At 42.6% G+C, this 19,317-nt stretch carries 21 protein-coding genes and 1 pseudogene; 14 read left to right on the top strand and 8 right to left on the bottom strand.

Going from position 1 to position 19,317, the window contains the following annotated elements; translation table 11 throughout:
- Positions 1 to 7 precede the first annotated feature (7 nt).
- The 7 genes and pseudogenes from B1K71_RS03710 to B1K71_RS03740 all read left to right on the top strand — a co-directional run bounded on the left by B1K71_RS03710 (position 8) and on the right by B1K71_RS03740 (position 7,423).
- Positions 8 to 505, top strand: coding sequence for a TRAP transporter small permease (locus B1K71_RS03710; RefSeq protein WP_077324666.1), 498 nt, complete (start codon positions 8 to 10; stop codon positions 503 to 505).
- Between the two features lie 4 nt (positions 506 to 509).
- Complete coding sequence (locus B1K71_RS03715; protein WP_077324667.1) at positions 510 to 1,790, top strand: TRAP transporter large permease; 1,281 nt, start codon at positions 510 to 512, stop codon at positions 1,788 to 1,790.
- A 97-nt stretch (positions 1,791 to 1,887) separates the two neighbouring features.
- Positions 1,888 to 3,126: an MFS transporter gene (locus tag B1K71_RS03720; RefSeq protein ID WP_245799144.1), complete on the top strand. Its 1,239-nt coding sequence runs from the start codon at positions 1,888 to 1,890 to the stop codon at positions 3,124 to 3,126.
- A 26-nt stretch (positions 3,127 to 3,152) separates the two neighbouring features.
- A pseudogene (locus tag B1K71_RS03725) lies at positions 3,153 to 4,369 on the top strand (M20 family metallopeptidase).
- A 304-nt stretch (positions 4,370 to 4,673) separates the two neighbouring features.
- Positions 4,674 to 5,822 carry an NAD-dependent epimerase/dehydratase family protein gene (locus B1K71_RS03730; RefSeq protein ID WP_077324668.1) on the top strand — a complete coding sequence of 383 codons (1,149 nt, stop codon included), beginning with the start codon at positions 4,674 to 4,676 and terminating at the stop codon, positions 5,820 to 5,822.
- 18 nt (positions 5,823 to 5,840) lie between these two features.
- Positions 5,841 to 6,968 carry a glycosyltransferase family 4 protein gene (locus tag B1K71_RS03735; protein WP_077324669.1) on the top strand — a complete coding sequence of 376 codons (1,128 nt, stop codon included), beginning with the start codon at positions 5,841 to 5,843 and terminating at the stop codon, positions 6,966 to 6,968.
- 11 nt (positions 6,969 to 6,979) lie between these two features.
- Entirely contained in the window at positions 6,980 to 7,423 is a 444-nt protein-coding gene (locus B1K71_RS03740; protein ID WP_077324670.1) for a GtrA family protein, read from the top strand.
- A gap of 34 nt (positions 7,424 to 7,457) precedes the next feature.
- Here B1K71_RS03740 and B1K71_RS03745 read toward each other — a convergent pair whose 3' ends face one another.
- Positions 7,458 to 8,006, bottom strand: a complete 549-nt coding sequence (locus B1K71_RS03745; RefSeq protein WP_245799146.1) for a DUF3231 family protein — start codon at positions 8,004 to 8,006, stop codon at positions 7,458 to 7,460.
- Between the two features lie 373 nt (positions 8,007 to 8,379).
- On the opposite strand from B1K71_RS03745, the gene B1K71_RS03755 reads away from it, so the two are divergent.
- A complete protein-coding gene (locus tag B1K71_RS03755; protein ID WP_077324672.1) occupies positions 8,380 to 9,021 on the top strand; it encodes a YczE/YyaS/YitT family protein in 642 nt (213 codons plus the stop codon).
- Positions 9,022 to 9,066: 45 nt separating this feature from the next.
- Here B1K71_RS03755 and B1K71_RS19800 read toward each other — a convergent pair whose 3' ends face one another.
- Both B1K71_RS19800 and B1K71_RS03760 read right to left on the bottom strand, forming a co-directional pair.
- Complete coding sequence (locus tag B1K71_RS19800; protein WP_175631822.1) at positions 9,067 to 9,234, bottom strand: hypothetical protein; 168 nt, start codon at positions 9,232 to 9,234, stop codon at positions 9,067 to 9,069.
- An 85-nt stretch (positions 9,235 to 9,319) separates the two neighbouring features.
- Positions 9,320 to 10,432 (bottom strand): NAD(P)/FAD-dependent oxidoreductase, encoded by a 1,113-nt coding sequence (locus B1K71_RS03760; protein WP_077324673.1) that lies wholly within the window; start codon positions 10,430 to 10,432, stop codon positions 9,320 to 9,322.
- Between the two features lie 160 nt (positions 10,433 to 10,592).
- Between B1K71_RS03760 and B1K71_RS03765 the strand changes: the two genes are divergently transcribed.
- Positions 10,593 to 11,147: a hypothetical protein gene (locus B1K71_RS03765; protein WP_077324674.1), complete on the top strand. Its 555-nt coding sequence runs from the start codon at positions 10,593 to 10,595 to the stop codon at positions 11,145 to 11,147.
- A 69-nt stretch (positions 11,148 to 11,216) separates the two neighbouring features.
- Complete coding sequence (locus tag B1K71_RS03770; protein ID WP_077324675.1) at positions 11,217 to 12,149, top strand: manganese-dependent inorganic pyrophosphatase; 933 nt, start codon at positions 11,217 to 11,219, stop codon at positions 12,147 to 12,149.
- 118 nt (positions 12,150 to 12,267) lie between these two features.
- Here the strand turns inward: B1K71_RS03770 and menC are convergent, their stop codons facing one another.
- From menC to B1K71_RS03795, 5 genes are all read right to left on the bottom strand, one after another.
- Positions 12,268 to 13,383 (bottom strand): o-succinylbenzoate synthase, encoded by a 1,116-nt coding sequence (menC, locus tag B1K71_RS03775; protein ID WP_175631823.1) that lies wholly within the window; start codon positions 13,381 to 13,383, stop codon positions 12,268 to 12,270.
- Between the two features lies 1 nt (position 13,384).
- Positions 13,385 to 14,185 carry a GNAT family N-acetyltransferase gene (locus B1K71_RS03780; protein ID WP_077324676.1) on the bottom strand — a complete coding sequence of 267 codons (801 nt, stop codon included), beginning with the start codon at positions 14,183 to 14,185 and terminating at the stop codon, positions 13,385 to 13,387.
- Positions 14,186 to 14,274: 89 nt separating this feature from the next.
- Positions 14,275 to 15,147, bottom strand: a complete 873-nt coding sequence (locus B1K71_RS03785) for a MurR/RpiR family transcriptional regulator (RefSeq protein WP_175631824.1) — start codon at positions 15,145 to 15,147, stop codon at positions 14,275 to 14,277.
- 169 nt (positions 15,148 to 15,316) lie between these two features.
- Positions 15,317 to 16,093 carry a membrane protein insertase YidC gene (gene yidC, locus B1K71_RS03790; RefSeq protein WP_077324678.1) on the bottom strand — a complete coding sequence of 259 codons (777 nt, stop codon included), beginning with the start codon at positions 16,091 to 16,093 and terminating at the stop codon, positions 15,317 to 15,319.
- Positions 16,048 to 16,413 carry a hypothetical protein gene (locus tag B1K71_RS03795; RefSeq protein ID WP_077324679.1) on the bottom strand — a complete coding sequence of 122 codons (366 nt, stop codon included), beginning with the start codon at positions 16,411 to 16,413 and terminating at the stop codon, positions 16,048 to 16,050. The genes yidC and B1K71_RS03795 overlap by 46 nt, the downstream gene beginning before the upstream one ends.
- A gap of 145 nt (positions 16,414 to 16,558) precedes the next feature.
- Here B1K71_RS03795 and B1K71_RS03800 point away from each other — a divergent pair, with 145 nt between their 5' ends.
- The 4 genes from B1K71_RS03800 to B1K71_RS03820 all read left to right on the top strand — a co-directional run bounded on the left by B1K71_RS03800 (position 16,559) and on the right by B1K71_RS03820 (position 19,295).
- A complete protein-coding gene (locus B1K71_RS03800) occupies positions 16,559 to 16,867 on the top strand; it encodes a DUF4260 domain-containing protein (protein WP_245799148.1) in 309 nt (102 codons plus the stop codon).
- 16 nt (positions 16,868 to 16,883) lie between these two features.
- Entirely contained in the window at positions 16,884 to 17,486 is a 603-nt protein-coding gene (locus tag B1K71_RS03805) for a Dph6-related ATP pyrophosphatase (RefSeq protein ID WP_077324681.1), read from the top strand.
- Positions 17,487 to 17,509: 23 nt separating this feature from the next.
- Positions 17,510 to 18,064, top strand: coding sequence for an SLOG family protein (locus B1K71_RS03810; protein ID WP_077324682.1), 555 nt, complete (start codon positions 17,510 to 17,512; stop codon positions 18,062 to 18,064).
- 295 nt (positions 18,065 to 18,359) lie between these two features.
- On the top strand, positions 18,360 to 19,295 hold the full coding sequence (locus B1K71_RS03820) for a nuclease-related domain-containing protein (protein ID WP_245799360.1): 936 nt from the start codon (positions 18,360 to 18,362) through the stop codon (positions 19,293 to 19,295).
- The last annotated feature ends 22 nt before the right edge of the window (positions 19,296 to 19,317 follow it).

Below are 19,317 nucleotides of genomic sequence, written 5' to 3' on the forward strand. Positions count from 1 at the left end.
TGCTTCTATGAAACTATTACAAATCGTAAAGAAAGGTCTTGACCGGCTGCTGTTGATAGCTGCTTTGGCCATGCTCGCAGCAATGGTTGTTTTAATTATTATACAAGTGTTTTCAAGGGAATTTTTCAGCTATACACCTTCCTGGTCATCCGAGATATCGCGGGTACTCTTTGTTTGGGTCAGTTTTCTCGGGATTGCATACGGGTTTAAGGAAAAACTGCATATTGCATTAGGTCTCATCGTTAATATGATGCCGGAAATCATTCAGGATATCTTTGATGTTCTGGCAAAAATAATCGTAATCGGGTTAGGAATCCTCATGATTTATTATGGCTGGCAATTTACGATGCTGACGGGAAAATCAACTATGCCAGGCTCTGGCCTCCCTTCCAGTGTTTTATATGCAGCAATACCTGTATCAGGATTTTTCGTCGTAATTAATGGAATCGAGCTTTTATTTAAAAAAGGAATGCATCAGGATTTAACAGATGTAACAGAGGGGTGAGAAAGTGGATGTATTTGTTTTAATCGGCAGTTTTATACTGCTTCTCGTCTTTAGAATTCCAATTGCCTTATGTCTTATTGTATCTGCTTTAGTTACGGGACTGTACATGGGTTTCGAACCGCAGGCAATCTTGCAGCGCATGGTTGGGGGACTGAATTCGTTCTCTTTACTGGCAATACCTTTCTTCATACTTGCTGGTGAAATTATGAATGAAGGAGGAATTTCGCGCAGGTTAATAAATCTTGCGAATGTTATAATTGGAAAAATCAGAGGCGGCATTGCGATGGTAAACGTGCTGGCAAGTACCTTTTTTGGTGGTATTTCGGGATCTTCACTCGCAGATACCTCATCGCTTGGGTCTGTCTTAATTCCAATGATGAAAAAACAAGGGTATGATTCGGATTATTCTGTTTCGGTTACTATCTCAAGTTCAACTCAAGGTGTCATGATTCCGCCGAGCCATAATATGATTATCTATTCAACGGCTGCTGGGGGTGTATCGGTCGGGGCGCTCTTCATGGGGGGACTTGGCCCAGGAATTTTACTCGGTATAGGAATCATGATTTTAACATACATGATGGCCGTTAAACGTAATTATCCGAAAGGTGAACCAGTGAAAAAAGCGGATATACCTAAAATCGTTCTTGACGGTTTGTTGGGTCTATTAACCATTGTCATTATTATGGGCGGTATTCTCAGTGGTATATTCACTGCCACAGAGTCTGCTGCGATTGGGACACTATATGCCTTTTTAATTACGTTTTTCGTTTACAGGGAAATCCCCATTACGAGAATGGGAGTTATTTTACAACGCACTTTCAAAACACTGGCAATGGTACTGTTTTTAATCGGTGCCTCGTCAGCTTTTGGCTGGCTGCTTGCAATATTACAAGTTCCTGCCATGGTATCAGAAACATTATTAAGCATTTCTCCAAATGCTGCTGTAACCGTTCTTTTGATACTGATTATTCTGTTGCTGCTTGGCATGGTTATGGATATGGCACCATTAATTCTAATCGCAACTCCAATATTATTGCCTGTGGCGCAAACTGCAGGAATGGACCCGGTTCATTTTGGTGTGGTACTGATTTTAGCTCTTGGAATTGGACTGGTTACACCGCCAGTTGGTTCGGTGCTTTTTGTAGGTTCGGCAATCGGAAGAATACCAATCGAAAAGGCATCGAAAGGAATGCTGCCATTCTACGCAGTCATGATTGTTGTATTGCTGATGGTAGCCTATATTCCAAGTCTATCATTATATCTGCCGGGACTTTTTGATCAATAGATTAATATTACTCGTGTGGTACGCCATAAACCTTTATTTGGATTTATGGCGTATCATCTATCAAAAAATGATGCTCTGAAGAAAAAACTTGGAGGGAGTGGGGAATATCGTTTCCAAATTAAAATCAAGTAAAAACTTTATATTATCATTATTGTTTGCCGGGTGGCTTCTGGACTACCTTGATCGTATGGTAATGAGTGTCGCAGTAGTCGCAATTGCCGGCGATTTCAACTTGGAACCCACTGCCATCGGTGCTGTGATCAGCAGCTTTTTTGCAGGGTATGCGCTGATGCAAATTCCCGGCGGCTGGTTAAGTGATAAATTCGGGTCAAGGAAAATTTTGATAGGTTCCATTGTTGCCTGGTCTTTTTTTACTGTGTTAAGCGGTTTAGCCTGGTCATTGATTTCATTATTGATTATAAGATTTCTGTTTGGCATTGGGGAAGGTGGTTACCCTGCCTCAAGTCAGAAGGCCATTGCAGACTTTTTCCCGAAAAAGGAACGGGCAAAAGCTTCATCTACCATGATGTCTTCCAATAGTTTCGGACTCGCGCTCGGGCCGCTCGTTGCAGCACCGATGATGGTGTTAATGGGCTGGCGGACAATGTTTATCGTGATTGGTTTGGTCGGGATTGTTATGGCGATTTTATTTTGGATTTACATTCGCCCGCCAAAAGAATCAGAAGAGGAACAGGACAATTTGAACAAAGCAGTTAAAGTTCCGATGAAAACATTATTAAAAAATGCCACTTTATGGAAAATAGTTTTGATGTGGTTTGGAGCAGATGTTGTTCTTTGGGGACTTGCCGGCTGGATGCCTACATACCTGGTTGATGTACGCGGGATGGAGATTCTTTCAATAACAATTGTCGCCGCATTGCCAGCATTTGCATCAGGGATCGCTGTTATAGCGGGAGGTTGGTTGTTAACGAAATATTTCTACGGCCAGGAAAAATATTTCACCGGTATCGGGATGATTTTAACTTCCATTTGTTTATATTTCATGTTTACATCATCTTCTGTCACCAGTGTTATCATGTTTTATATATTAAGTATGACATTTGTATCGACAGCTATCGTAACGACCTTTTCATTGCCGCACAAATTACTTCCCAAGAAGGTTATTGGTTCAGCAATGGGTTTTGTGAATATGGGCGGTCAAATTGCCGGGTTTTTGGCGCCGCTTGCAATGGGCGTATTAATTGATGGCTTTGGAACGTACAATGCTGCTTTCTGGTTTTTAATAGGCGGGGGTGTATTATCGATGATTGCCGCTTTTACCATTAGTAAAGAAAAAAGGTTTTCGGGAACTGAGGAAGCAAATCCCGCACAGTAAAACAAGAGAAGAGGAGAGAGGTATACATGAAAAATAAATTAATGAAAATGTTGGAATCCCGTAAAGATGAAATGATTCAAATTCGCCGTTATCTTCACGAAAATCCGGAGTTGTCATTTAAAGAGGAAAAAACAGCGCAGTATATTGCAGACTTTTATAAAGGAAAAGATGTTGGGGTCCAAACACAAATGTTGGAAATGGCTATGGAATTATCGTGACCATTAAAGGGGACAAGCCTGGAAAAACAATTGGTCTGCGGGCGGATTTCGATGCATTGCCAATTAACGAGGAAACGGAGGTCCCATTTAAATCAAAAAATGAAGGAGTCATGCATGCATGCGGGCATGATGGGCATACGGCGTATTTATTAATTCTTGCCGATTGCCTGATCCAATTAAAGGCTGAAATTGCCGGAACGATAAAAATAGTTCACCAACATGCGGAAGAGACACCGCCAGGCGGGGCAAAAAGTATTGTTGAAACCGGAGTGTTAGATGATTTGGATGCTATTTACGGCATTCATCTGTTTCCGACAGATCCAGTGGGTGTTGTCGGGTATCGCAGTGGTTATGCAATGGCGGGAAGAACTTATTTTAAACTAACCGTAAAGGGTGCAGGCGGACATGGATCTTCTCCCCATATGGCCAATGATCCGATTGTTGCTGCTTCCCACTTCGTTACCGCAGCTCAAACGGTTATCAGCCGCCGATTAAATCCGTTTGAAATGGGTGTTGTTACAATTGGCTCATTTGATGGAAAAGGCTCTTTCAATGTAATAAAAGACAGTGTTGAACTTGAGGGAGACGTACGTTATATGAATGCGAAAACCCAACAAGTAATTGATCGGGAAATCCACCGCATTGTAAAAGGAATCGAAGCAGAGTTCGGCGTTGTTTGTGAACTCACATACACAAGTGATTATCCGCCGCTTTACAATGACCCGAAAATCACAGCAGACGTAAGGGCAAGTCTGGAAGAACTCCATGACCAGAAAAATGTTATAGAATTTCCAACGTTCTCCGGATCAGAAGACTTTTCCTATTATGGTGAAAAAATACCGGGCTGTTTCTTCTTTATCGGCTGTAAACCAAAAGGAATTGAGAATGCCTATTTCAATCATCATCCAAAATTTGATATTGATGAAGATGCACTGCTGATTGCCGCTAAATCAGTTGCACAAGTTGTTTGCAGTTATTGTGACCGTTCGGAGCGACTGATTCGAAAGGTGAAAAATGGTGGATGACATAGAAAGAGTGGAGCATGTCTGCATTGCGGGCATGTTTTTTTAGTGTGGGGGCCTGTCAAGGGTCTCTTTTTTTAGCAGTAATTACGTGATAGGAGCGGATGACTAAGTTACCCCCAGAACAAAAATGGTGTAAACGAATTTATGAGTAACAACTAAATTTTGCGGGTGGAATACAAGTGGTGCAGTACATCATTTGTAAAATGATACATATAATGATAAATTTTAGGTTGAATAGATATGCAATTGTGGTATTTAGGCATGATTGCCAAGTATAGCTGATGTAATAATTGGAGGTAATGACGTGAAAATAATTGTAGCCGGCGGAGATGGCTTTTGTGGGTGGCCGACCGCCCTTTATTTATCAAAAAAAGGTCATGATATAGCTATTATTGACAATATGGCAAGGAGAGAGTGGGATAATGAACTGCATTCCAATTCACTTACTCCCATTGCCACACTTGAAGAACGGACAGCAAAATGGAAAGAGCTGACCGGAAAAGAAATCCGTGTTTACAATGGCGATTTGAACCATTACGATTTTTTGCGGGAAATTTTAAAGAAAGAGCAGCCTGATGCATTCGCGCATTTTGCAGAACAGCGCTCAGCGCCTTATTCCATGATTGATCGTGAACATGCAGTATTTACCCAAACCAATAATGTAGCCGGTACGCTGAATGTGCTGTACGGTATTAAGGAAATTGTTCCGGAGTGTCATCTCATCAAACTGGGGACGATGGGGGAATATGGCACACCGAATATTCCGATTGAAGAAGGGTATATTGAAATTGAGCATAAAGGACGGAAGGATGTATTACCGTTCCCGAAACAGCCTGGTTCATTCTATCATTTGTCCAAAGTGCATGACAGCCATAATATTACGTTTGCCTGTAAAATCTGGGGCATAAAGGCAACCGACTTAAATCAGGGGGTTGTATATGGACTCGAAACGGACGAGACAAAGATGGATCCTGTTTTAACAAATCGGCTTGACTATGACGGTGTATTTGGCACAGCTTTGAATCGTTTTATCATCCAATCAACAATTGGTCATGATCTGACAGTTTATGGAAAAGGCGGACAGACCCGCGGATTTCTTAATATTAAAGATACAGTTCGCTGTATTGAAATTGCAGCAGAGAACCCGCCAAAGAATGGCGAATTCCAGGTATTCAATCAGTTTACTGAGGAATTTTCCGTAAAGGATTTGGCAAACATGGTTGTAAATGCTGCACAAAAAGAAGGGCTTGAGACGGAGATTGCCCACCTGGAAAATCCACGGGTTGAGTCGGAAGAGCACTTTTTCCATGCAGAAAATACGAAACTGCAGGACCTTGGACTTGAACCGAACCTGCTGACGGAAGAAGTGATTCGGGATATTATCAAAACAGTCAAGAATCACAAAGAACGTGTGATTAAGAAGAATGTATTGCCGCAAGTAACCTGGAAGTAAAATAAGGACGTGTCATCATTGAAAATTGCTATCATAACCGAGACATTTCTGCCTTCAACAGATGGTGTTGTTACACGGCTGAAGGCTTGCATCCGATACTTTTTACGGGAAGGGCACGAGGTCCGTGTTATTGCGCCGGACCTTGGCGTGTATGAGTTTGAGGGGGCACAAATTGATGGGCTTCCTGCAACGACACTGCCTTTTTACCGGTCTAAAAAGTTTTCACTGCCGAACCGGAATGTAAAAGATCTGCTGCTGAACTTTAACCCGGATGTTGTACATGTCGTTAATCCGGCAATTCTTGGAGCATCCGGTGTTTACTATGCTGATAAACTGGGGTATCCGATGATTGCTTCCTATCATACAAATGTGGCAAAGTATTTGGACTACTACAAGCTTTCCCCATTTAAGCCTTTGATCTGGTGGTATTTCCGGAAGCTGCACAATAAGGCAGATTTGAATCTCTGTACGTCCAATACGGTAAAAAATGAACTTGAACAGCATGGCATTGAACGTGTTCATGTTTGGAAACGCGGCGTGGATACCGAATTATTTCATCCGAATAAATATCATAAAGAAATGCGGGACAAACTAACAAATAACCAGCCTGAGAAACGATTATTATTGTATGTCGGCAGACTTGCAGCCGAGAAGGAAATTGAAAAAATCCAATCTGTTTTGAAGCGCTCCGATGATTTTGTGCTGGCAATTGTTGGTGATGGTCCGCATCGCAAAACACTGGAAAGTCATTTTAAAGGAACGAATACGGTGTTCACAGGATTACTGCACGGTGAGGAACTTGCCAAAGCATACGCGTCTTCTGATGTGTTCGTTTTTCCTTCCACAACAGAAACGCTTGGTCTGGTCATAACGGAAGCTATGGCGTCGGGACTGCCGCTTGTTGCGGCCGAAAGCGGTCCTACCTGTGAGCAGATTCGTGATAATCATACAGGTCTGTTGTATGATTCAGCTAAAGCCGGTGATTTTACTGAAACAGTTCTGAAATTTGAGGATGAAACGTTGCGGAAACGTCTGGCCAAGGCAGCACATGAAGATATTGCCGAATTAGGCTGGGACAATCAGTCACGACAGGTGCTTGATTATTACAAGGAACTGGCGAAAACCCAAAAAAGAAAGGTAATGTAATCGAGATTCCTATGACCAAACAGAAACGGAAAAGCGGCCCATTTCAATTTATGCAATTCAGTGTGATCGGAGTTTCCAATGCATTGATTGATATTGGAATTCTAAACCTGCTGCTCATCCTATTCTATACGGATGAAAAAGCCATGCTGATTTTGTATAATACCATTGCATATACATTGGCCATCGCCAACAGTTATTTCTGGAATGCCAGATTCACCTTCCAGCATGCAGCTAAGGGGAGCAACCGGCAGCGGGTTTTGTTTATTATCCAGGCAATTATTAGCCTCGGTGTGAACAATCTGGTGTTTATCGGAGCAAATAACCTAATGGAAATTATTGATGTTCCAAATTGGCTTCGGTACAACATCGCTAAAGGATTGGCAATGTTTTTGTCTTTTTTGGCAAGCTTTTTTATGATCAAGTATATGGTATTTCGAAAAAAACGGAAAAACTGAGCCTGATGAGGGCTCAGTTTCTTTCGTTCAGCATTTATTTTTGCGGCATTCCGGGTGGATAATAATACGGTGGTACTTTGATCCATCCGCGTTTCCGCATTAATACTTTCATTTCCGCACCGAACAATGACTTCTCAGCAAGAAATTCGGAAAAGATAATAGACACATCCGTTCTGATTGCCTGGGCCGCAGCAGTTGCGGATAAACTAACAGCATAGGCAGTTTTTACGGAAATTCCATTGGCAATTTCTCCGTCGGTTAATTTCACACCTAACGGCACATCTTTCGGGTTTGAGTTGGGCTTGCTCTCCGCCACTGTGGGTATAGGTGCACCCTCCTTTTTCAAAAAATCCTCCATCTGTTTGGCCTGTGATTTACATTGTTCCGAACTCTTTTTTAAAACTTTAAGTAATTCATCATCAGTTGTTGTATTTAAAGCTGTAAGCATATAATTTTGGGCCTCATTCATTGTCGCGGTGTAAAGCCAGCAGTAATATGTTTCACCTACATGCAGCGGCGGTTTTGGTTCATCGTCAACCATTGTTTTCAACAGCTTGATTGCAGCCTCAAAAGGATTAGGCAATGACTACACCTCCTGTTTATCATTATTTGCCGTAGTTGCTGGATGTATTCTTGGAGATTTAAAGCTTTGGATTCACATGCTGGGGGAGGGGATAAGAGAAAAATCAACCTCCAGAATGAGAAATCGACCCTCATGAATGGAAAATCAACCCTCATGAATGGAAAATCGACCTTCATGAACGGAGAATCAACCCTCATGAATGAGAAATCGACCCTCACGAACGGGAAATCAACCTTCTACCAAGGTTATCGACCTTCACCAAAAATTTATCCTCCTGCCAATAACAACAGCCTGCCAAAACAGAAATCTTGCACATTCCTAATGCCTGTTGCACTATATGTATAGAAAAAGAAATGAAGGCAGGGTGAGGAAATTGGTTGCTGCGGTTCGAGTGGCTTTTTTTGTTGTGGGACTAATATCGTTCAGTTTTGGAATTTCGGTTGCGATTCATGTGCAGCATCTGGGGATCCACCCTTGGGATGTATTAAATGTTGGGCTTTATGAAAAATTCGGGTTGTCTATTGGTACATGGAATATAATTTGCGGGCTTACGCTTATTGTTATCTCGTGGATTCTTGATAAAAGTTATATTAAACTTGGAACGTTTTTGAATGCGTTTATGGTCGGGATGTTTGTGGACCTTTTTTTGTGGCTGGATTTGCTCCCTAAAGCCACCCCTACTTGGATAGATGTCATGTTTATGCTGACCGGAATTATTATTATGGGAATAGGCGGCGGCATGTATAATGCTGCGAGACTTGGCTCCGGACCGCGCGATGGCTTTATGCTTTCAATGGCGGATCGGTTTCATGCACCAATTGGCAGAGTGCGGATTATTACAGAAAGTCTTGTGCTGTTGTTGGGACTCGTTCTTGGCGGCCCGGTTTTCATCTTTACCTTTATTTTTACATTCGTGCAGAGTCCAATTTTTCAATTTACGTTTTTAAAAATCGACCGCTACATCAAACACCTTGATACAAGACATACACAAAATCTGCAATCGCGTGCCAAGTGATGAAGATGCCCGGGGACAATGAATTGCACCCCGGGCATTATATAGTTACAGTTGTGCTGTTTGCATCTCAGTTTTGTGCGCCGGCTGTGATGTATCGCGATCCACATCGTAGTTCACCATCACACTTTTTAAGGTGAACCAGACCACAGCAATGAGTATAATCATCACAGCGACAAGCAATAAGACAAATTTTCTGCCGCCCACATCCGTCATCCCCTTCAGTTTCCTTACTTTTAGGTTAGCAAACCCGTTACATCCTGTAAATACAGTCATCGGGATGGACAAAGTTTGTTCAAAATTAGCGGATGAGTCTGGACATATCGTAGTTTTCCAAATCAATATCCAGTTCATTTCCAAGCGCAAGATTTGCCAGTTGTTTTCCGACATATGGTCCCATTGTCAGGCCGGATGAACCTAATCCATTTGCATGAAGCAACCCGTTTAAACCGGGAACAGCGCCAATAACGGGAACAGATTCAGGTGTCATGGGCCGGAATCCGACGCGGGTTTCCAAAACGGTAGCTTTTGCCAGTTCCGGTGCCATTTCAATCGCATGATTCAAAATCCATTGCAAACCTCCCGCTGTAACACGTCTGTCGAAACCGACATGATTTTCCTGGGTTGCGCCAACGACGATCCGGTCGGAAAATGTGAGCATGTATTGATTAAATGGCGGCTTGACGACGGGCCAATTTTCCGGGGAAGTATCCGGCATTTGCAAGTGAACGATTTGTGCACGCTGTGGACGAATATCGAATTGGATACCGAGCGGCTGCAGCAATTGGGGCGTCCATGCGCCTGTTGCTGCAATAACCGTATCCGCAAAAATAGTCTCATTATTGATGTTAATGCCATTGATATCCGAATTCTCATACAAGAGTGAAGCATCGCCATGAATGACCCGTGCCCCATGCTTCTCAGCGCCGCGCAGCAGGGCATTTCGCAGTGCACGTCCGTCCACACGCGCTGCACCACTCACATGTAACGCACTGTAGCCATCAGACAACAGGGGAAACATATTTTTTGTCTCGTTTTGATCCAGTAACGTCAGTTCACCAATTTCGGGTGCATCTTCCCGACGATTTATGGCATGTTGTTTTAAGGCCGATAGCTTGTCCATATTAGTGTGAAGATTCAGTGCACCTACTCTGGAATAACCTGTTTCGGTTTCACCATCAGCAGCAAGGCCTTCAACCAAATCCTGATAAATCCGGGCACCGCCCTTTGCCAGCTTGTACCATGATTTATTCCTCCGTTTCGACAGCCACGGGGCAACTATTCCTGCCGCGGCATCCGTTGCTTGACCAGCATCCATTCGATCGGCAATAATTACCTCCGCACCAGCCTTTGCCAGCTGATATGCAGTGGAGGCTCCAAGTATGCCTGCACCGATTACAATAACTTTTTTCATACAAAAACCCTTTCTATTCTGAAATAACTATAAGTGTAATGTATTGATTTGTAAATAAATAAAGGAATTGTCAGCCTGCTTATCGAAAATAATAGAAAGGCACATTACATAATTCTTCCTGCTATCTTTAATTCAACATACTTGATAAGGGGTTGGCACTTTGACTAAAAAGAAACAAAAATTTGGGATGGGACGGTATGGCTGGTCGATTATCAGTGTTATCTTGCTGTCGCTCGCAGCCTCCACGCTATTCTTTTTAAATTTGTTCGGATGGAGTACACCATGGTTGGATGGTCTGGCATCAGGATCGGAGGAACCAATTTCCAAGGAAACAAAGGAAAAAGTGCATCAAGTGAATGAAACAGTTGGCAAATCCCACCAGGATGTCGGGGAATTTGTATCGAATACGCATGATTTTTATAATAATACAACCGGTTATGGTGACATTGAATCACTTGATTGGGATCAGCAGCAGGAGCGGGCGAAGCAAATATTGACTTCCTTGGAAAAATTGCTGCCAAGCGTTAAAAATGAACCATTAAAGCAGGATTTGCAGCGAATACAAAACTTGGCCAATGCGGTGAAAGATGAGAAGGACAAGGAAAAAGTCCGTTATCTGCACCGGATGTTTCATGATCTGGATATCGCTTTGAACAATTACAAGGCCTATGATAGAATCTGGAATGTGACTCAAACATTGAAAACTGCAAATTAGTACACAGCACCCGTGTATATATGATAATCTTATACATGGAAATGACTAGACAAAAGGGAGTAATGACACATGGACAAGACGTTAATTTTCGGACATAAAAGTCCCGACACAGATACGATTTGTTCTGCACTTGCATATGCAGACTTGAAAAAGAAGCTGGATGTAAATGCTGAACCGGCACGACTCGGTGAAGTTAATGCCGAAACACAATACGCACTGGATTACTTCGGAGTAAAAGCACCACAGATGATTGAAAAAGTTGAATCAGATATTAACGATGTAATTCTTGTTGACCATAACGAATTCCAGCAAAGCGTTGATAATATTAATGAGGTGAAAATCTCAGAAGTTATAGATCATCACCGTGTTTCCAATTTCGAAACGAAGGAACCACTTTATTTCCGCGCTGAACCGGTTGGCTGTACGGCAACAATCCTTAACAAAATGTACAAGGAAAATGGTGTGGATGTTTCCAAGGAAATCGCCGGACTGCTTGTATCTGCTATTATCTCAGATTCTTTATTACTGAAATCACCAACTTGCACAAAGCAGGATGTTGACGCAGCATATGAACTTGCTGACATTGCCGGTGTCAACCTGGAAACATATGGCTTGGAAATGTTGAAGGCCGGAGCGGATATCAGTGATAAAACTGCCAACGACCTGATCACAATGGATGCCAAAGAATTTTCCATGGGCAATGCGAAAGTGGAAATTGCTCAGGTAAATGCAGTTGATATTAACGAGATTTATGCGCTTCAGGGCGAATTGGAAACTGAAATCGCAAAAACGATTGAAGAAAAAGGACTTGACTTGTTCCTGTTTGTAGCAACGGACATTTTGAACAATGATTCAGAAGTGCTTGCGGCAGGGGAGTCAAAGGCAATCGTTGGAAATGCTTTTGATGTTACACTTGATGAAAACAGCAGAGCATTGCTAAAAGGTGTTGTTTCACGTAAAAAACAAATCGTAACTGTTCTCACTGAGGAATTCACAAAATAAAAAAAGGCCAAATAGAAGCGTCCCAGCCATCCATATGGTTTGGGGCGCTTTTTTAGCTTGGGGAGCAGGAGGAGTAGAATTCGCAAGTCGTCCGCCCCGCAATCAAACCAAAACTGCTCTACAGATTAAACGTTTCCTCTTCGACGGTAAACTGATTTAGTGCATCCCAGTCAATGTCATACCCGATGCCGGGTCCTTTTGGAACAGTGATTCTGCCATTTTCAACGATCACTTCCGGTGTGATAATATCTTTTTCCCAGTAACGTGAAGACCCTGCTGTATCACCCGGGAGTGCAAATTGTGACAGGGAAGTTAAGGCAATATTGTGTGCCCGACCAATCCCCGCTTCCAGCATACCGCCGCACCATACTGGAATTCCGTGGTCCCTGCAATAGTCGTGAATACGTTTTGCCTCAGACAATCCGCCTACACGTCCGATTTTTATGTTGATGATCCTGCACGCTTGCAGTTGAATAGCCTTTTTCGTATCTTCGAGCGAATGAATGCTTTCGTCGAGACAGATCGGGGTACGCATGACCGCCTGTAATTTCGAATGATCTACAATGTCGTCATGAGCAAGCGGTTGTTCGATCATCATCAAATCAAGCCCATCCAGTCGCTGCAACTGGTTTATATCGTCAAGTGTATAAGCGGAATTGGCATCTGCCATGATTGGAGTGTCCGGAAATTGTTTTTTCACTGCCGCCAGCACATCATAATCCCAGCCTGGTTTGATTTTGATCTTGATACGTTTGTATCCTTCCTGAACATGTTGCTCAATTGTTTTCAGGAGATCTTCAATCGTCGGCTGGATACCAATACTGATGCCAACATCTATCTCAGCTTTTTTGCCTCCCAGTGCCTCAGCAAGCGGAATGTTTTTTTGTTTAGCATAAAGATCCCAAACAGCGCCTTCCAATGCGGATTTGGCCATATTGTTCCTTCTGATTGGGCGTAAAACTTCCAGGACATCATCCGGATGGTCCAACTTATTCTCCCGCAGCAGCGGGATTAAAAAATCTTTCATCACGTGATGATTGGTCTGAACAGTCTCTTCATTGTACCAGGGACTTGTGAACGCAACAGACTCGCCAAAACCGTGATTCCCTGCATCATCAAGCACTTCTGTTACAAAAAATTCCTTGTCCTGCAATGTGCCGAAGCTTGTTGTGAATGGGTGTTTCATCCGCATTTTCAATTTACGCACCTTGATCTGTTTCATTGCAATTGTCATGTTAGTAACCCCCTGAGGATTTTTTAGTAAAAACATAATAGCTGATATTTCTGGAAGGATCCCGTAAAACATCGCGTGCCGCGTATCCGTTTTGGAATAGCTGCAGAAATGCTTTTCGCGTCACTTTCCGCCATTCATGTGCAAGCGTGATATTTTTCGATTTAAGTGCTTGAAAATTTCCCGGTATAGCGACAAACCAGCTGCCGGCATCTTCTGTAAAGCGAGACATTTGCGCAATAGGGATATGGTTGTCCTTCACATCTGTAAGCATCCGCTCTGATTTAAGCTGTGTGGCCGGTAAGGGTTTCTGCTCACTTGTTATCCATTCAATCTGAATCCGGTCAGTCGGCAGTCCTTTATTTAATCTGTCACCCATTTCACCGTAATGGTTAACATGGTATGCTGCACCTGCAGCACCAAGTTTATGGATGTTCAGGTAGGCGTTCAGGCTTTCCAGTGGATCAAATGTCCAGGTGATTATCGGATAGCCCAGTTCCTTTGCGAATTCAAATTGTTTTAATTTCATTCGCATTCCGAGCCCCCCGCTCTGGTAACCAGGTAAAATCCCCAGCATATGTGAGCATAGATAGGCGGTTTGCCCATCAAACCCGGCAAAACTATACAGAAATCCGATCATTTTTTCCCCGTCAAATGCTCCAAGAATGATTCCACCATTATGCATTGCGGTGAATGTTTGGTGAACCGGGTTGGGGGACATTTGCCAGACCGACTCCTCAACTTGTTGCATCTCAAGCAGTTCGTCCATTGTTTGTAAGCGGCGGATGGTCACGTCATACGTCAATTCCGGCACCCCTTTCGGCAGTTTTTAATAAAGCAGCAGTTATGATTTCAATCGTTTTTGGAATAGGCGTTAACGTTGAGTCCGGGAACTTAATCGTTTCCAACATCATTCGTCTCCTCTCTTCCAACCATGAAAAAATCATTTGCTGCTGCGGAATCAAATGCTTCGATACTTCGTTGAAAACATGCAGGATTTCTTAATGCAATGGTAGAAACAATACTGTTCATCAGGGAAAACACTGCTGGCACAATATCCAAGGTTGACAGTTCTTTCATATGTAAGGCAAGAATAATATCTGAGTACTCTGTTACAGGTGAATATGCATTGTCAGTAAAGCTGATAACTGTTGCACCGTGCTGTTTAGCGGCTTTTGCCAGCCGGATAACTTCATTTCCATATCTGTGATAGGAAAATGCAACAAAGACACTTTGTTCATTCAGTTCTCCAATACGTTTCAGACTGTCCATACCGGGTATATATTGCCGGGCGTTCCCAGTAGCTATATCCATCGCTAACGCGAACCAGTTTGCCAGTGCAAAGGATGACTTAACCCCGGATATGATAATGGATTCGGCATTAATTAAATTTGCAACTGCACGTTCCAGATCATCGTCTGAAATCTGCTCTGTCGCAGTTTGAATGGCTGTTATGTCATGGAGCATCATATCTTTAATGGAGGTCTGATTCGTTCGGGTCATCATTTGATTGCGGTAATTTCCCAAGCTGCTCTTTTGGAAAATACGAGTCCGGTATTCCTTCTGCAGTGCGCTGTACCCCTTGTATCCCAGTTCATGTGCAAAGCGGATTATGGTGGTTTCACTGACACCGATAAGTTTTCCGGCAGTTTTAGCCGAATTCATCGCAAATACAGATGGGTCCCGGTATAGAAAGGCAGCAATTTTTTTAAAGCTTCTGGAAAATCCGGATTGATGTTCTCTGATTTTTTGATATAACTTTTCCATGTTGATCCCCATTCGAAGTATTCACTTCATTTTTATATTAAAAAAAGTATATGCTTTTTATTATATGAACCATACCACGTTTTAACTGTTTCCGCAACATAGTTTTGAGAATTGTTGAAAAATAAAAGATCATACAAAAAATCCCGGCCGTAACCGGGATGGAAAATGCTTATTGGGCAAGGACTGTCTTTTTTGAAATAATGGTTTGGAAGATGAGGAACAGACCGCCGACAGCCCAGTATAACGGTAGGGCAGCGGGAGCATTCAGCGAGACGAATCCAATCATAATTGGTGAAATAAAACTGAAAATCGCCATCTGTTTGCGTTGCTTTTCATCCATTCCAATCAGCGAAACACGCGCCTGGACAAAATAAATCAGCACCGCCAGCGCGGTCAGAATGAGATCGGTATGTCCCAGGTTAAACCATAGAAAATTATGCGCCGCAATTTCCGGAGTGCGGCGGATGGCATAATAGAAGCCGATTAAAATCGGAAATTGAATCAGCATTGGCAGGCAGCCCATCGATGAAAGCGGGTTTAATTGGTGCTTCTGATAGAGTTTCTGCATTTCCTGCTGCTTTTCAATTTTTGATTCCGTATCGTTTTTCCCTTTATATTTTTCCGTAATGGCATCCATTTCCGGCTTCATGAGCTTCATTTTTTCCTGCATTTCTCTGCTTGTCTTCATTTGTTTCAGCATGAATGGCATAATCGCCAGGCGGATCAGCAATGTGATAACAATGATGGACAATCCAAAGTTACCGCTGAAAAGAGTGGCCACGTATTTGATGAAAATGGAAAACGGCAATATAAAATAGCTTTCGAAAAAGTTGGCTGAATCCGGGTCAATCGGTTCGTTTGTAGCACACCCTGTCAGCAATAATAATAGAAACGCTCCTATTAGACTATATTTTTTAATAAAAGTGAATACAGATTTTTTCTCCATTGTTGTCCTCCTCGTAATATTTGGTTCTGTTGCAACGAGAAGGAATGGTCATCCGTATCATCATCAGGTGCATCGATACGTTTGGTGGTGTGCGTGATCCAGTTATGAATTTCTGTTATTTGGCTGATTGGTTCATTTTTTGGCAGCAGTTTTATATAAACCGCATGGCATTCCTTTGTGTAATCATAATTGCTCAGGATGGAATGATGCACATTCATATTCATAATTTGATAGCTGCAGATCAAGGAAAAAATAATGCTCAAATAAAAATACATTGGTGAAAGTTCCCCGACCACGTCATAAATCAATTCGAAAACCATCTGTATTCACCTCCTTTAATATTCATGTCATCTATAATACGGTATAATGATATCATTAGTTTCACGGAATTAAAAGTGAGGATATTTTGGCAAAGGGGTGTTTTGTTGAGCAGGGGATTGTTGCATTTGGGAGGGGGTTGCCGTATTGCTGGCAAGCGTTTATTTCTATTTTTCTTCCGGGCTTGATTGGCTGCTGTTTGCAGTGTTATTATTCGCACCAGATATATCGATGTTTGGATATGTACACGGGAAAAAAGCAGGAGCGATAGTTTACAATCTTTTTCATACATACGTGATACCGATTATGCTTCTGTTGGCGGGGATGCTGTTGCTGCATACCACGTTTGTTGCAGTCGGTCTGATTTGGACAGCACATATTGGCATGGATCGGATGCTGGGATTTGGCTTAAAATATCCTGATGATTTTAAAGACACACATTTGACGCGAGTATAGAAAGGGGCGGTTTAACATGACCGAGAAAGCGGCACTGTCATTCAGTGGAGGCAAGGACAGCTGTTTTGCCTTGTATAAGCTGCAGAAGAAGGACGTTAAGATAGCTAGTCTCGTAACAACAATCTGGAAAAAGAGCGGTGACACCGTTGCACATGATGAAAAGCGGGAACAGATTGTTCAGCAGGCTGATCGTCTTGGGCTGCCGGTTTACTTTATCGAAACTGATTTTGATACATATACGGAAGATTTCGTGACAGCCATCAAGCAGTTGAAAGCAGAATATGAAATTGATGCGATTGCATTCGGCGATATTTACTTGGAGGGACACCGGGAATGGGGAGAACAGGTTGCACTTTCGGCCGGTGTTAAGGCGATGTATCCTATCTGGACCAAGCAGGAAAAGATGATGGCACTGCTCCATGAAGTAATTGATGCAGGTTTTAAAGCTAAGGTCATCAAGGTCGATGGGGAGCGGCTCCCGACCGAGTGGGAAGGACGGTTAGTGAATAGGGAATTTGCGGAAAATATTTCTGCGTACGATGTATGTCCGATGGGAGAGTCCGGCGAATATCACACGACAGTCTTGGACGGGCCAATTTTTGAAGGAAATAGGCCGTGATGGAAAGTTTGGAGGTGGATCGTATGAAAGTATTGACCGTAACTGGATACAAACCAATGGAACTGAATATTTTTAAACCGGACGATTCGCGAATTTCCTTTGTCAAAGCCGCCATCGAAAAGCGCCTCATTGATTTCGTTGAGGAAGGTCTGGAATGGGTAGTCATCTCCGGACAAATGGGCGTAGAATTGTGGGCCGGTGAAGTCGTGCTGGAGATGAAGGAATCCTACCAGGTTAAGCTTGCGGTAATTCCGCCTTTCGAAAATCAGGAAGCCCGTTGGCCGGAAGCTGTTCAGCTGGTGTATCAGGAATTACTCGCTGGAGCGGACTTTTACAAGCCATTATACAAAGGAGATTATCAGGGGCCTTATCAATTTCAGGCAAAAAATATGTGGCTGGTCGACAAAAGCGACGGCTGCCTGATGCTGCTGGATGAGGAATTCCCGGGCAGTAACCGGTTTTTCCACAAGGCAGCGGTGGATGCTCGCGACGATTATCCAATATATTTAATTACCCCGGCCGACCTGGAGGACATCGTTGAGGAAGTGCGCATGATGGATGAGGATTATTGGGAGTGAGAGTGGGGTGATTAAATTGCTTTTGCCGCTGAAATCGGTAAATGCTAAAGTTCACAGGTGTTTTGCTAAAGTTCAGAGTGAAAGTGCTAAAGTTCACAGGCAAAATGCTAAAGTTCACAATTTAAATGATAATGTTCACGTCTGGAATCCAGGCAATAGAGATTGATGACCATCAAGCAGGATTTTTTCCGAACTATGTCGAATATATAATATTGCAGCAAAAAAATTGAATAGAAAAGGTCGTGTTCTATTGTTCATTAAACCGCTTAAAATTCCCCTCCATATTTTAAAAACGATGGCCCTTGATAGACGAACCCCAAAAACACATCCGCACAAACAATTTATCAGCCAGCAAGCGACTAACTTGTACTCCGGATATAAAGGTGAAAAGGCCCTCGAATACTACCTGCAATTTCTTCCCGAGAACCAATTTTTTATTTTTCATTACCTGCGTTTTCTTGATAAATATGGTCATTTCCAACTTGATTTCCTTCTACTATCTGCCTATTTCCATTTGATCATAGAGGTGAAGAATGTTTATGATAATATGAACTTTGATGAATTAGGACAGGCATTTCGTGTAATGGGTGACGATGTGGAAGTGTTCAGAAGTCCTATTGAACAGGTAAATATGCAACATAACAGGCTTAAGAGCTTGTACCGCAATCATGATTTTCCAACAGTTCCGATCAAAAAAATAGTTGTGTACAGCCGTGACGATATGTACCTTCGTAATTTAGCCAACAATAAAGTCATTAACGACACCGTTATGCACCGCGATCATGTACTCCCCAAAATTGAAAACTTTACCGAAATGTACCAAACTCCATACTTTTCTGAGGAGCAATTGATGGAATTATCTTCCACGTTGATGGGAGCTCATCGCCCCGAGGATTTTTTATTAATGGAAAGACTGAGGGTATCTCAGGAGGAACTGATTAAAGGCGTTTTTTGTCCAAATTGCGGATGTGTCCCAATGTTGTGGAAACATGGGAAGTGGCATTGTAAAAGTTGCGGGTGTGTTTCGAAAAATGCGCATCGGACTACTCTTGCCGATTATGCTTTGTTATCGGATGAATATATTAATAATAGACAGGCACGTCAATTTTTACTGATGGATTCAATACACACGGCCAAGAGAGTGTTGCAGAAAGAGGCGTCGGAGGAAATTGGCAATCGGGGCGGAAGAAAATATAAATTAGATATCGATAAATTGCTGGCTAAATGCTAAAGATTACGGTTATTTCGCTATA

The organism is Virgibacillus siamensis (assembly GCF_900162695.1).
Classification (GTDB): domain Bacteria; phylum Bacillota; class Bacilli; order Bacillales; family Amphibacillaceae; genus Lentibacillus; species Lentibacillus siamensis_A.